This is a genomic window from Nocardia sp. NPDC003999, from assembly GCF_053604885.1.
Genome location: NZ_JBSGIB010000017.1, coordinates 1 through 13,605, shown reverse-complemented (window position 1 = coordinate 13,605; position 13,605 = coordinate 1). Strand labels below are relative to the sequence as shown.

The following is a 13,605-nucleotide window of genomic DNA, read 5'->3' as shown; positions in this document are numbered from 1 at the left end:
CGCCCCCCACTATTTTCACTGGCGAGAAGTGCGCTCGGACAGTCTCTTTGGTGTGGCATGGTGCTGCCACGGCACGCATCCACCACCGTCCGAGACGCCGGGGCCTCGAGCTCGTCAGCATTTCATCCGCTATCCCGGCGTCGCCCTTGTGCGATCCTGCGGTCGCCGTTCGGGCCTGTCCATGGGTCCCACTTGGACGGGCGCGCCATCCGTTCGTCGACCACCCCGCCGCATCGAGGCGCGGCGCGCCCGCATGCGGGTCGCACTGGTCGCCGGACCGAATCGGCGCAGGTGACGCCACGGAACGACGGTGCGGTGCGGAAGCCGCGGACCGCATCCGGCGCGGCTGTGACGACCACCGCACCCGAGTTCGCCGTACCGCCAACTACGCTGAAGCGAGTGAACACGCACGCACGGCTCGTCCAGGACTACGAGGCCGGTATCGGTGTCACCGCCTCGCCCATCTCCCCCGCGCCCGATCCGGGTAGCAATCTCGCCGCGACACTACCGGTCTGGGCACTCGCCGCCGGTTCGGTGGCGGCGCTGACCGCCGCGGCGAACCGCATGCGAGCGGCCCGCGGTCTGGCCCCGGTGGCGCATCGCATCGACCCGGCCCGCATCACCGCGGCCTTCTCCAGCGAGCGTCTCCTACGCATCGGCGGCCAACTGCCGACGCAGTTCGCCGACCTCTCCGGCTTCTTCCCCACCTTCGACGGATGGGTTCGCACGCACGCCAACTATCCGCATCACCGGGCGCGACTGCTCGCCACACTCGGCTTGCCCGACTCCGTGCCGGTCGATCTCGCCGTCGCCCGAATTGCGATGATCCGCGCCTCGGATCTGGAGGAACAGGCCTCCGCGCAGGGCGCTATCGCGGTCCGCGTCCGTACCGAGGAGGAGTGGACCGCCAGCCCGGAAGGACAGGCCGCGGCGGCGGGCCCCTTGGTCGCGATCGACCGGCGCGCCGACCGTGGGGAAGCCGGATTGCCTACGGGCGCCGCACCTTTGCAGCCGCTGCGGGGATTGCGTGTGCTCGATCTGACCAGGGTGATCGCGGGCCCGGTCGCGACGCGGGCGCTGGCTTTGCTCGGCGCCGAAGTGTTGCGGGTCGACCCGCCGCAACTGCCCGAGATCCCCTGGCAATTCGCCGACACCTGTCAGGGCAAGCGCTCGGCGTTGGTCGATCTGCGCACCAGTGGCCTCGATGATCTGATCGCCGCCGCCGACGTGCTGATCACCGGCTACCGGCCGGGCGCGCTGGAGCGCGCCGGGGTGCGGGCCGCCGCCAGGCCAGGGCTGATCCACGGGCGGGTGTCCGCCTGGGGTGAAGCCGGGCCGTGGGGTGAGCGGCGGGGCTTCGACAGCATCGTGCAGGCCGCATCCGGCATCTCGATCCTGGAGGGCGCGCCCTCCGTGCCAGGAGCGCTGCCCGCCCAGGCGCTCGACCACGCCTCGGGCTACCTCCTCGCCGCCGGAGTGATCGACGCCTTGGTCGCGCGCGCGGGCGACGGCATCGGGCGGGACGTGCGTGTGGCTCTGGCCCGCACCGCGTCCTGGCTGCTCAGCGCCCCCGACCGCACACCGCGTCATCCGGCAGCCGCGGAGCCGAGCGCAGCGCAGGTGGTCCGGCACGGACAAGTCGTCACCGCGCCCCCCGTACTCCCCGAATACCCGGACTACGCCTGGCCCGCACCCACCTACGGCGCGGACCGTCCCGCCTGGCCGCTGCCGACCCACTGATCCGTCCCGCTGAGGCGCCGCGAAATCCTTCGCGGCGCCGACCAGTGGCGCTCGCGGTACCGCGCCTGCGCCCCATCCCCGTCGGAGCTGTCCAGGAGCACTAATCCTCGACCCCGGCCAGTGCGGCGACCGCCTGCGCCAGGCGGTCGCCGTCGGGGAGGTTCGCGTCCGGAGCGATGGTTTGCAGTACGCCGAGGCCCTGGACGAGTACGAAATACAGTTCGCCGATCGCCTCGGCCTGGTCTTCGCTCAGCTGCGGGTGCGCCTCCCGCAGCGCGTCCGCCATCTCCCGGTAGGCCCCGGGCAGGCTCTGCGCGAAGAACTTCCGCGACTCCGGCGCGCGGGCGACGCGGACCAGGTTCTCCATGCTCGCCAGCATGCTGTCGTGGTTCTCGGTGAACACCGCGGGCATGCCGTTCCACATCGTGGCGAACGCCGCCAGCGGCGTCACACCACTACCCTCGCGGATCTTCTGTTCCATGCTGTCGCCGATCGCGGTGCCCAGAGAGTCGGCCAGGGCCTCGGTGATCAGCTGGTCTTTCGAGCCGAAGTGGTAGCCGATCGCCGCCAGGCTCACACCGGCCGCCGAGGCGATGTCGCGGGCGGTCGCCTTGGCGACGCCCCGCTCGATGATGACTTTCCGTGCTCCCGCCAGCAGATCCTCGCGATTTCCCATGACTCGAGGCTACAACGTCTCAGACATATGTACCAGACGTATGTACTACCGCCTGCCATCACCGAGCTATCGGCCACCTCGGCGACGCCCCGGCACCCCGGCTCGCTAGTCTCGTCCCGTGCGGCAGAGGATCATCCTGGACGTCGACACCGGCATCGACGACTCGCTCGCGCTGCTGTACCTGCTCGGCTCCCCCGAGGCCGAGATCACCGGAATCGCCGCCACCGCGGGCAACGTTCCGGCGGCGCAGGTGGCGGCGAACAATCTGGCCTGGCTGGACGTCTGCCACGCGCCGGACATCGAAGTGGCGCTCGGCGCGGCCGAACCACTCGCGATCCCGCTGCGCACCACCGAGGACACGCACGGACCCCAGGGCATCGGGTACGCCGAACTCCCCCGGTCGGCTCGCCGTCTCTCGCCGCGATCGGCCGCGCGGATGTGGGTCGAGCTGGTGCGCGCGCATCCCGGGGAGATCGTCGGCCTGTGCACCGGGCCGCTGACCAATATCGCACTCGCCTTGCGGATCGAACCGGAGCTGCCGCTGTTGCTGCACCGCCTGGTGATCATGGGCGGCGCGTTCAACCATCCGGGCAACACGACGCCGACCAACGAGTGGAACGTGCACGTCGATCCGGAGGCCGCCAAGGAGGTCTTCGACGCGTTCGCCGCGGCCCCCGCGCAGCGCAGGCCGATCGTGTGCGCACTCGACATCACCGAGACCATCGAGATGCGGCCCGAGCACCTGGCCCGCCTCGCCGAGCGCGCGAAGAGTTATCCGGTGGAAATCGTCTCGCCCGCCGATCCGCCCGAGGCACGCTCGGCGGCGAGTAATCCGATCGTCCGGTACGTCACCGACGCGGTGCGGTTCTACTTCGATTTCCACCACGGCTACGACCTGGGCTACTTGGCCCACATGCACGACCCGTTCGCGGCCGCGGTGGCGCTGGACCCGGCGCTGGCCCGTACCCGCCCGGCGACGGTGGACGTGGAACTGGCCGGAACCATCACCCGCGCGACCACGGTCGCCGACTGGACGAGCATGTGGGGCCGGGAACCCAACGCCGACATCGTGATCGGCACCGACCAGGAGCTGTTCTTCGAGCGACTGATCGCCCGGGTCGGCGACCTCGCGCGCACGGTGCATCCGCCCGCCACACAGGAGGTCCGGTGACCGACGCCGACGACACGACCTACCTGGCCGCCTTCCGCACCCGGCTCGGGCTGCCCGGAATCATCGACGTCCATACGCATTTCATGCCCGACCAGGTGCTGCGGAAGGTGTGGGCCTACTTCGACTCGGCCGGTCCGTTGACCGGCCGCGCCTGGCCGATCACCTACCGCGCCGACGAGCAGGTCCGTTTGAAGACGCTGCGCGACTTCGGCGTTCGCGCGTTCACCGCTCTCGTCTACCCCCACAAGCCGGACATGGCCGCGTGGCTGAACGAATGGACCGCAGACTTCGCGGCACGCACGCCCGATTGCCTGCACACCGCCACCTTCTTTCCTGAACCACCGGCCGCGAGCTATGTGTGGGAGGCCGTCGAACGTGGCGCCCGCGTCTTCAAAGCGCACGTCCAAGTCGGCGGCTACCACCCGGGCGACCCGCTGCTGGACCCGGTGTGGGGCCTGCTGGAGGACGCGCGCGTTCCGATCGTCATCCATTGCGGTTCCGGCCCCGCGCCCGGAACGCACACCGGGCCGGACCCGATCGCCGGTGTGCTGCGGCGCTTTCCGCGCCTGCGGCTGATCGTCGCGCACATGGGCACGCCGGAGTACTCCGAATTCCTGGACCTGGCCGAGGCCTACGCGGACGTGCGGCTGGACACCACCATGGTGTGGACCGATTTCTCCGAGGCCGACGCCCCGTTTCCGGTGCACGAACACGGTAGGCTGCGCGCCGTCGCCGACCGCATCCTGTTCGGCAGCGACTTCCCGAACATCCCACATTCCTACGGTCATTCGATCGAGGCGCTCGAACGGCTGGATCTCGGTGACGACTGGTTACGCCAGGTCTGCTATCGCAACGCGGCGGCGCTGTTCGGCCTCGAATGACCGGTGTCGACCGGCTCGGGTCGCCATGACCGTGAGCCGCTGGGCCGTGCGGGCACCAGCCCGACCGCACCTGCCCGCAGCGGTCGTCACCTACGGCGTCTGGAACGGCCGAAGAACACGCTCTGCCTCGGCAGCAGCGGTCGGCGGCGGCTGCCGTCGAATGCCCGGCGTCGCCGGTGTGTTCGAATATCGGACGTGATCTCGAAGTCGATCGTGGTCGTCGTCCAGCTACTGGCCTGGCTTGCCGCACTGGCCGGGTGCGTGGGGCTCGCACTGCACTTCAGTGGGTCGCAGTCGCGGATGCTGGTCTTGGCGGCTTCGGGTGCGCCGTATCTGATGGGTTCTGCCGTGCTGGGGGCGGTGGCGTTCGTCGCCATGCGGCAGTGGAGCGGTGCGGCGGTCGCGATCGTCGTCGTCGCCATCGCGGCGTGGACGCAAGCGCCGCTGTACGTCGGCCGTTCCGGCGACGCGGACGGGCACACCCTGACGGTGATGCAAGCCAATCTCCTTTTCGACGGAGCCGATCCCCGGGCGCTGGTCGACGAGGTACGCGCGAGGAACGTCGCCGTCCTCACCGTGAACGAACTCACGCCGACGGCAGTCGAGGAACTCGGCCGCGCGGGACTGGACCAGGTCTTGCCGTACCGGTTCGTCTCACCGGGAAGGACAGCGACCGGGACGGGAATATGGAGCAGCTACTCGCTGACCGAAACCGTCGAGTACGACGGCTTCGTACTGAACCAGCTGTCGGCGACCGCCGACGTTCCAGGCGTCGGCCCGGTCGCGGTGTACGCCTTCCATCCGGTACCGCCGGTGTACGGCACGCGGGTCTGGGCCGACGAATTGTCCCGGCTGCGGGTGATTCTCGACCGATCACCCGCGGATCGACCGGTGCTCACCGGCGGTGATTTCAACGCGACCTACGACCACCGGCAGTTCCGCGCGATGCTGTCCGGCCGCTTCGCCGACGCCGCCGAGCAGGCGGGCGCCGGACATCTGGTCACCTATCCGACCGACAAGCGGTGGCCGCCCCTGGTCGGTATCGACCACATCCTCGTCGCCGGCGGTAGCGCGGTCGCGGTCGAGACCGTGGGACTCCCCGGCGCGGACCACCGTGCCTTGGTGGCGCGGATCCAGCTGACCGCGCGGTAGGCGTTGGATCGGATCCCGGCGGCTCAGCGGCCGTCGAAGGCGTTCAGCAGTTCCTCGGCGGCGAGCGCGGCGGTGAGGGTGCCGTCGCGGACCTGCTTCTCCACTTGCGCCCGAATGGCTTTCACGTCCGGGTTGTCCGAGAGCCTGCGCAGCAGCTGGTCGTGCACCATGGTCCAGGTCCAGTCCACTTGCTGGCGACGGCGCTTCTCGGCGAACTCCCCGGCGTCGGTGAGCACACGACGATGTTCGAGCACCGTGTCCCAGAACCGGTCCAGGCCGATGCCTTCCAAACCGCTCATGGTCAGCACCGGCGGCCGCCACAGCGCGTCGTGCGGGTGGATCAGCCGCAGCGCGCCCGCGAGTTCCCGGGCGGCGGCTCTGGCCTCGACCTCGTGTTTGCCGTCGGCTTTGTTCACCGCGACCAGGTCGGCGAGTTCGAGCACACCCTTCTTGATCCCTTGCAGCTGGTCGCCGGTCCTGGCCAGGGTGAGGAAGCAGAACACGTCGACCATGTTCGCGACGGTGACCTCCGACTGGCCCACCCCGACGGTCTCCACCAGGATCACGTCGTATCCCGCCGCCTCGAGCAGCACGATGGTCTCGCGTGTCGCCTTGGCGACGCCGCCGAGCGTGCCCGCCGTGGGCGAGGGCCGGATGTAGGCCTCGCGCTGCACCGACAGCCGCGCCATCCTGGTCTTGTCGCCGAGGATGGAACCGCCCGTCCTGGTCGAGGACGGGTCGACCGCCAGCACCGCGACCCGGTGCCCCCGCTCGATCAGATACATGCCGAGCGCGTCGATGAAGGTCGACTTGCCGACGCCGGGAACGCCGGTGATGCCGACGCGGTTGGACGGCGCGCCCCCCGCGCCCGCCTCCGGCGTCACTTTCAGCAGCAACTGCTGCGCCAGCGCACGGTGATCGGCCCTGGTGGATTCCACCAGCGTGATCGCCCGCGCCAGAGCGGCACGCTCGTCGGCGCGGACCGCCGCGGCGAGGGCGTCGACGTCGATCGCCCGGCGCGCGGTCACCTTCGGGGTGTCGCGCGCCGGGGAACCCGCTTCGCTCATTCCGTCGCGGCGGAATCCGCGGCGCCGCTGCCGAGTTCGTGACCGAGTTCGGCGCCGAGCTTCTTCAGCAAGTCGATCGCCGCGTCCGCGATCACCGTGCCGGGCGGGAAGATCGCCGCCGCGCCCGCCTGGTAGAGCTCCTCGAAGTCACCGGGCGGGATGACGCCGCCGACGATGACCATGATGTCGGGGCGTCCGACATCGGCCAGTGCCTGCCGCAGGGCGGGCACCAGCGTGAGGTGGCCCGCCGCCAGCGACGACACACCGACGACGTGCACATCGTTGTCGGCCGCCTGCTGCGCCACCTCTTCCGGGGTCTGGAACAGCGGGCCCACGTCGACGTCGAAGCCGAGGTCGGCGAAGGCCGTGGCGATCACCTTCTGTCCCCGGTCGTGGCCGTCCTGCCCCATCTTCGCGACGAGGATGCGCGGCCTGCGGCCCTCGGCCTCGGCGAATTCCTCGACCAGCTCGCTCGCCTTGGTGATGTTGGTGACCTTCCCTGCCTCGTCGCGGTACACACCGGAGAGGGTACGGATCTCCGCCTGGTGGCGGCCGTATACCTGCTCCAGCGCATCGGAGATCTCGCCGACGGTGGCCTTGGCCCGTGCGGCGTCGATGGCCAGCGCGAGCAGGTTGTTCGCCATGCCGCCCTCGGAAGAGGCCGCGGCGCGGGTCAATTCGGCCAGCGCCCGCCGTACCGCGTCGGGGTCGCGCTCGGCGCGCAGGCGTCGCAGCTTCTCGATCTGCTCGGCGCGCACCCGCGAGTTCTCGACCTTGAGGACCTCGACCTGCTGGTCCTCTTCGACCTGATACTTGTTGACGCCGATCACCGGCTGCTGGCCGGTGTCGATCCGCGCCTGGGTGCGCGCGGCGGCTTCTTCGATGCGCAGTTTCGGGATGCCCTCGCCGATCGCCTGCGCCATGCCGCCGTGCGCCTCGACCTCCGCGATATGCGCGCGGGCGCGGTCGGCCAGCTGGTGGGTGAGCCACTCGACGTAATACGAGCCGCCCCACGGGTCGATCGGGCGGGTGGTGTTGGACTCCTGCTGGATCAGCAGCTGGGTGTTACGGGCGATGCGGGCGGAGAAGTCCGTGGGCAGCGCCAGCGCCTCGTCGAGCGCGTTGGTGTGCAGCGACTGGGTGTGGCCCTGGGTGGCTGCCATCGCCTCGATGCAGGTGCGCGCGACGTTGTTGTAGGCGTCCTGCGCGGTGAGCGACCAGCCGGAGGTCTGCGAATGGGTGCGCAGCGACAGCGATTTCGCGCTCTTCGGGTTGAACTTCGCGACCAGCTCACTCCACAGCAGGCGCCCGGCGCGCAGCTTGGCGACCTCCATGAAGAAGTTCATGCCGATGGCCCAGAAGAACGACAGCCGCGGCGCGAACTTGTCGACCTCCATGCCCGCGTCGATGCCCGCCCGGATGTACTCGACGCCGTCGGCGAGGGTGTAGGCCAGTTCCAGGTCGGCGGTCGCGCCCGCTTCCTGGATGTGGTAGCCGGAGATGGAGATCGAGTTGAACTTCGGCATCTTCGCGCTGGTGTAGGCGAAGATGTCGGAGATGATCCGCATCGATGGCTTCGGCGGGTAGATGTAGGTGTTGCGGACCATGAACTCTTTCAGAATGTCGTTCTGAATGGTTCCGGCCAGCTGTTCCGGCGCGACGCCCTGTTCCTCGGCGGCCACGACGTACAGCGCCAGGATCGGCAGCACCGCGCCGTTCATCGTCATCGAGACGCTGACCTGGTCCAGCGGGATGTGGTCGAACAGCTGGCGCATGTCCAGGATCGAGTCGATGGCGACGCCCGCCATGCCGACGTCACCTTGCACCCGCGGATGATCGGAGTCGTAGCCGCGGTGGGTCGCCAGGTCGAACGCGACCGACAGACCCTTCTGGCCCGCCTGCAGGTTGCGCCGGTAGAAGGCATTCGAGTCCGCTGCGGTGGAGAAACCCGCGTACTGGCGGATGGTCCACGGCTGGTTGACGTACATCGTGGGGTACGGACCGCGCACGAACGGCGCGACACCGGGCACGCTGTCGAGCGGATATCCTGCGGCCGCGATCGCGTCCCGGTCGGCCTTGGTGAACACCGGCGGCACGTCGATGCCTTCCGGGGTCGACCACACCAGCTGTTCGGGGGCGTACTGGTTGGCCGCCGCGGCCGCGCGCACGTACTCCGTCACCTGCGCCGCGTCGACCGCGGCGGGCTCCGGCGCGCGCTCGGCCAGCGGCACGTCGGCGAAACTACCGATCACGTGCTTGATCTCACGAGTGGTCATCAGGCTCCCACCTTCTCCAGCAGGCCGGACAGCGCGGCGACGGCGTCGATGCGCGCGGCGAGGAATCCGTCCGGGCGTTGCGCGTCGTCCAGGTCGGCGACGGCCTTCGCCGCACCCGCCAGCAGCACGGTGGGCACGCCCGCGGCGCGCAGTTGCCGCACCGCTTCACCCGCTTCCGATCCGTAGCGCGCATCCGAGCCACACAGCACCGCGATCGGCGCCCCCGCTTCGGCGGCCGCCGCGGCGATTCCGTCCACCGCGAGCGGACCCGGATTGATCGACTCGATGCCGCCCGAAGCCAGCAGATTCGCGATGAAGGTGACCCGCACGTTGTGCTCGGCCACCGAGCCGAGCGGCACCAGCAGCGCTTTCGGCCGCGCGCCGTGCTCCGCGAGGTAGGCGTCGGAGCGGTTGCGCAGCTGCTCGAACGCGGCGCCGTAGCGGGCGACCCGGCCGGTCTGCCGCGCCGCCTCGGACAGCGGCTGCTCGGCGAGGTTCGGGAATTCGTTCACGCCGGTGACGGCGGTCTTGCGGTGCGCGACATCCTCGTCGCGAGCGGCCTTGGTAGCCGCGACCCGCTCGGCGAGCAGCCCGGACTCCAGCGCGGCGAGGTAGCCTCCGGCCGCCTCGATCTCCTGGAGGAACTCCCATGCCTTCGCCGCCAGCGCGGCGGTGAGGTCCTCGATGTACCAGGAGCCCGCACCCGGATCCTGCACGTGGCCGAGGTGCGATTCCTCGAGCAGCAGCAGCTGAGTGTTGCGGGCCATCCGATCGGCGAACGCCTGCGAGACGCCGAGTTCGCCGGGCGGCAGGGCGGAGTCGAACGGCAGCACGGTCACGGTGTCGGCGCCGCCGATGCCCGCGCCGAACGCGGCGAGCGTGGTGCGCAGCATGTTCACCCAAGGGTCGCGCTGACTCATCATGGCGGCCGAGGTGACCGCGTGCTGGGGCGCGCCGCCGAAATCCGGTGCTCCGCAGACCTGCGCGACCCGCGCCCACAGCCGCCTGGCGGCACGGAACTTCGCGATGGTGGCGAACTGATCGTCGGTGGCGGCGAACCGGAACTCCAGCTGTCCCAGCGCGTCGGCGATGTCCAGGCTCTCCGTCAGCGACCGCAGGTAGGCCAGGCCCGCGGCGACCGCCGCGCCCAGTTCCTGGGCGTCGGAGGCGCCCGCGTCGTGGAAGACGGTGCCGTCCACGGTGATCGCACGCACCGTTTCCGGTCGTCGCGCCGCCTGTCCGGCCAGTGCGACGGCCTCGGCGAGACCGGTGTCGGCCGGTCCGGCGAAGCGGCTGGTCAGAGGCGCGGCGCCGAGCGAGACCCGGATGCCATCGCGCGCCGGCGCGGTGTAGCCGTCGAGCGCCGTGAACACCTGCGCCGCCGCGTCGGCGACGTCGCCGCCCGCGTCCAGCGTGAGCGGGGCGAGTTCGAAGAGCAGGCCGGTCAGGGCGGTCGGCAGATCCGCCACCGGTACGCCGCGCTCGCCCGCACCGAGCCAGATCGCGCTGATCCCGTTCTCCAGCGCGGCCAGGATCTCGCGGTTCGCCACCGCGGCGTCGCGCTGGGCGAACCGGGCGCTGACGAACCAACCCCGGTGCACGTCGCGAGTGGCGTCCCGGCCGCGAACGAAGGGGAACGTTCCGGGCAGGGGCTGCTCCGGCAGCTCATCGCGCCGGGTGTAGAGCGGGGCGACCGTCAGCCCGTCATAGGTGGTCTCGTCGAGCAGTCGCTCGGGCTCCTCGGGAAGTTCGCTGACATCGACGCGGCGAGCCTTCGCCAGCACCCCGGCAACACCCTTGCGCCATGCGCCGTATTCGGGCACCGGGTCGGCCCCGGGATCTGAAGCAATCGGCATAGCTTGCTGTTCCTCTTCCTCACCACGGGCGCACCGCCAGTGCGCGCCCGATACCCTCACATTCGCCCAGCTCAGCGACTACTTCGGTTAACGGGCATTCGTCCCGCTTCCACTGATGCTAGCGGGCGGATTCCCAGCCGGTTGACCCTGCCCGCCACTACCAACCGGTAACCTGTCGCCCGTGACGAGGCTGATCCGTGACCCGCGTATCGTCGCGCTGATCGTCGGCGCGGTCGCGCTGTTCGGCGCGGCGCTGCTGGTCCCGCTGCCGTCGCCCCGCCAGGTGCAGGACTGGGCGACTTCCGTCGGCCCGGTCTTCCCGCTGCTGTTCTTCCTGGTCCACGCTCTGGTGACGGTGGCGCCGATCCCGCGCACCGTATTCACCGTCAGCGCCGGACTGCTGTTCGGCCCGCTGCTGGGCATCACGCTCGCGGTGAGCGCGACGACCGTCAGCGCGGCCCTGGCCATCGTGCTCATCCGCGCGCTCGATCGCAATCAGGTCGCCGCCCGGCTCACCCATCCCGCGGTGCGCGCCATCGATGAACGTCTCGCCCGCCGCGGCTGGCTGGCGGTCGGCTCGCTGCGGCTCATCGCGGCCGTACCGTTCTCGGTGATCAACTACTGCTGTGGCTTGTCCTCGATCCGGTTCTGGCCGTATCTGTTCGCCACGGTGCTGGGTGTACTGCCCGGCACGATCGGCACCGTCATCCTCGGCGACGCGCTCACCGGGACCACCCATCCGGCGATGCTCGCGCTGTCCGGCGCCTGCCTCGCGGTCGGACTGGCCGGTCTGGTCGTCGACGCGCGATGGAAGACGACAGTCCCGCTTCGGTAGACATCGCCGAACCCATCGCGGCTGCCGACTGAGCATCGCTCGATCGGGGCCGATTCCACCGGAACCGGGGTCACGTCCACCACGGCCGCCGCGCAGCCGGACGCGAAATGCGGGAAATTCATCGGTGCCGAGAACAAGGACAAATCAGCAATAAGGGACCGAGCGCCCGCCACTCTCCAGGACACGGTTCGCATGCGGCACCGTAATTGATACTACAACGGCGCCATCGGACGAATCAGGCCGCAGTGCAGTTCGGTCGCTGCCGCGTCACATAAGCCTCTGCTGCGGCAGTTCCGCGCACCGGCCCTTATCAATTTCGTAAAGTCGGCAACTATTTGCCGCTCTGCATCGTGGTTTAGGTGTACGCGAACGAACCGGTCGGCTTAAACTGATTTCCGGTCGGGTCTGGAGGCAAGGTGATGACCGTTCAGCGACCGCAGTTCGACTCCGACCTTGGATCGAACACCGCACCGGACGTGTCGCCACCAGAGCCTGTACCGCTGTCAGCCGGACAGCGGGGGCTGTGGCTGGCGCAACGCTTGAGTCCGGACGTCCCGATATGCGAGGCCCAATACGTCGAGTTCCACGGCGAGCTCGATCGTGAGCTTCTGCGTTCGCTGATAATTCGCGCGGGTCACGAGTTCCAGTCAGGGTATTTTCGGCTGGTCGAGGTGGACGGCACCCCGCATCAACTGTTCGACCCGTCACTGGCTTCGACGGGGCCGGTAATCGATACGCGTGCCGAACCGGATCCCATGGCGGCGGCGTTGAAGTGGATGCACGACGAATACACCGCACCGCTGGATATGGCTCGGGACCGGTTGTGGGCGGGGGCGCTTCTGCAGGTCGGCGATCGGCATTACCTGTTGTACAACAGAGCTCACCACGTCGCGGTGGACGGCTACGCCGCGATGACGATGTTGAACCGGCTCGCGGAGTTGTACACGGCCGCCGTGGAGGAACGGCCGCCGGAACCGAACCGGGCGGCGGACCTTCGCACACTGTACGAGGCCGACCGCACGTATCGGGAGTCGAAGCGGTTCACAGACGACCAGGCATATTGGGTGGACAAGCTCGCCGATGTCGCCGATGACGAATCCAGTCTGGCGACCCGCTACGCGCCGCCGCGTGCGGACAGCGTGGTCGCGATGGCCGAACTGCCGACGGCGCTGGTGGTGCGGATCGCGGACGCCGCGAAAGCGCTCGACGCGAGCCCGGCCGCGGTGGTGATCGCCGCGTTCGGTTGCTATCTCGCCCGGATGACCGGCCGGGACGAGGTCCTCGTCGATGTTCCCGTCTCCGGCCGAACCACGGCCGTCCTGCGCCGGTCCGGCGGGGTGTTCGTCAACCTCGCGCCGCTTCCGCTCGCACTCGGCGCGGAAGACACGGTCGCGACGCTGGTACGGCGGGTCCAATCCGACTTGGTCGGAGCGTTGCGCCACCAGCGGTGCGGCCTCGCCGATATTCGCGCCGCCACCGGATCGCGCGGGCAGCGGCGGTTCGCGGGCCCGATGGTGAACGTCATGTTCTTCCCCCAGAAGATCCGCTTCGGCGAGTTGACCGGGGACTTCCACATCCTCAGCTCCGGGCCGGTCGAGGATCTCCTGGTCAACCTGTATCAGACCGGAGAACCGCCGCGGACGATCCTGCACTTCCTGGCCAATCCCGACCGCTACACCGGCCCCGAACTGTCCGCCCACCACAGCAAGTTCGTGGAGTTCCTCGACGAGTTCGCCGCCGCCACGCCGGCCACCGACCTCGCGCGGATCCACCCCGGCAGCGCGCGCGAAGCGGCCCGGATCCGAAGCCGCCGCGACGACCTCGCGTTCTGGCGCGACGCGCTCGCGGACCTTCCGGAGGAGTTGTCGTTGCCGGTGGATCGCCCCCGCCCCGCAGTGGCCTCCCACCACGGCGCCACCACCACCTACACCCTCGACACCGAACTCATCAC

Annotated in this window: 10 protein-coding genes; 6 read left to right on the top strand and 4 right to left on the bottom strand. The window is 69.6% G+C overall.

What is annotated here, in order from left to right:
• Positions 1-399: 399 nt before the first annotated feature.
• Positions 400-1,740: a CoA transferase gene (locus ACWESM_RS27195; protein ID WP_364436226.1), complete on the top strand. Its 1,341-nt coding sequence runs from the start codon at positions 400-402 to the stop codon at positions 1,738-1,740.
• A gap of 100 nt (positions 1,741-1,840) precedes the next feature.
• On the opposite strand, the gene ACWESM_RS27190 is transcribed toward ACWESM_RS27195, so the two are convergent.
• A complete protein-coding gene (locus ACWESM_RS27190; protein WP_364436223.1) occupies positions 1,841-2,416 on the bottom strand; it encodes a TetR/AcrR family transcriptional regulator in 576 nt (191 codons plus the stop codon).
• A gap of 118 nt (positions 2,417-2,534) precedes the next feature.
• On the opposite strand from ACWESM_RS27190, the gene ACWESM_RS27185 reads away from it, so the two are divergent.
• The 3 genes from ACWESM_RS27185 to ACWESM_RS27175 all read left to right on the top strand — a co-directional run bounded on the left by ACWESM_RS27185 (position 2,535) and on the right by ACWESM_RS27175 (position 5,620).
• Positions 2,535-3,587 carry a nucleoside hydrolase gene (locus ACWESM_RS27185; protein WP_452494141.1) on the top strand — a complete coding sequence of 351 codons (1,053 nt, stop codon included), beginning with the start codon at positions 2,535-2,537 and terminating at the stop codon, positions 3,585-3,587.
• Positions 3,584-4,468, top strand: a complete 885-nt coding sequence (locus ACWESM_RS27180) for an amidohydrolase family protein (protein WP_452494139.1) — start codon at positions 3,584-3,586, stop codon at positions 4,466-4,468. The genes ACWESM_RS27185 and ACWESM_RS27180 overlap by 4 nt, the downstream gene beginning before the upstream one ends.
• A 195-nt stretch (positions 4,469-4,663) precedes the next feature.
• The gene (locus tag ACWESM_RS27175; RefSeq protein ID WP_452494138.1) at positions 4,664-5,620 is read left to right on the top strand and encodes an endonuclease/exonuclease/phosphatase family protein; all 957 of its coding nucleotides are present in this window, start codon (positions 4,664-4,666) and stop codon (positions 5,618-5,620) included.
• 23 nt (positions 5,621-5,643) lie between these two features.
• Here ACWESM_RS27175 and meaB read toward each other — a convergent pair whose 3' ends face one another.
• The 3 genes from meaB to ACWESM_RS27160 are packed head-to-tail and all read right to left on the bottom strand — an operon-like array spanning position 5,644 to position 10,819.
• Positions 5,644-6,687 carry a methylmalonyl Co-A mutase-associated GTPase MeaB gene (gene meaB, locus ACWESM_RS27170; protein ID WP_364436211.1) on the bottom strand — a complete coding sequence of 348 codons (1,044 nt, stop codon included), beginning with the start codon at positions 6,685-6,687 and terminating at the stop codon, positions 5,644-5,646.
• Positions 6,684-8,963, bottom strand: a complete 2,280-nt coding sequence (gene scpA, locus ACWESM_RS27165) for a methylmalonyl-CoA mutase (RefSeq protein WP_356969700.1) — start codon at positions 8,961-8,963, stop codon at positions 6,684-6,686. Before scpA ends, meaB begins: the two co-directional genes overlap by 4 nt.
• On the bottom strand, positions 8,963-10,819 hold the full coding sequence (locus tag ACWESM_RS27160; protein WP_452494137.1) for a methylmalonyl-CoA mutase family protein: 1,857 nt from the start codon (positions 10,817-10,819) through the stop codon (positions 8,963-8,965). Before ACWESM_RS27160 ends, scpA begins: the two co-directional genes overlap by 1 nt.
• 181 nt (positions 10,820-11,000) lie before the next feature.
• On the opposite strand from ACWESM_RS27160, the gene ACWESM_RS27155 reads away from it, so the two are divergent.
• A complete protein-coding gene (locus ACWESM_RS27155; protein ID WP_452494135.1) occupies positions 11,001-11,654 on the top strand; it encodes a TVP38/TMEM64 family protein in 654 nt (217 codons plus the stop codon).
• Between the two features lie 419 nt (positions 11,655-12,073).
• On the top strand, positions 12,074-13,605 hold a 1,532-nt coding region (locus ACWESM_RS27150), incomplete at its 3' end, for a condensation domain-containing protein (protein WP_452494133.1).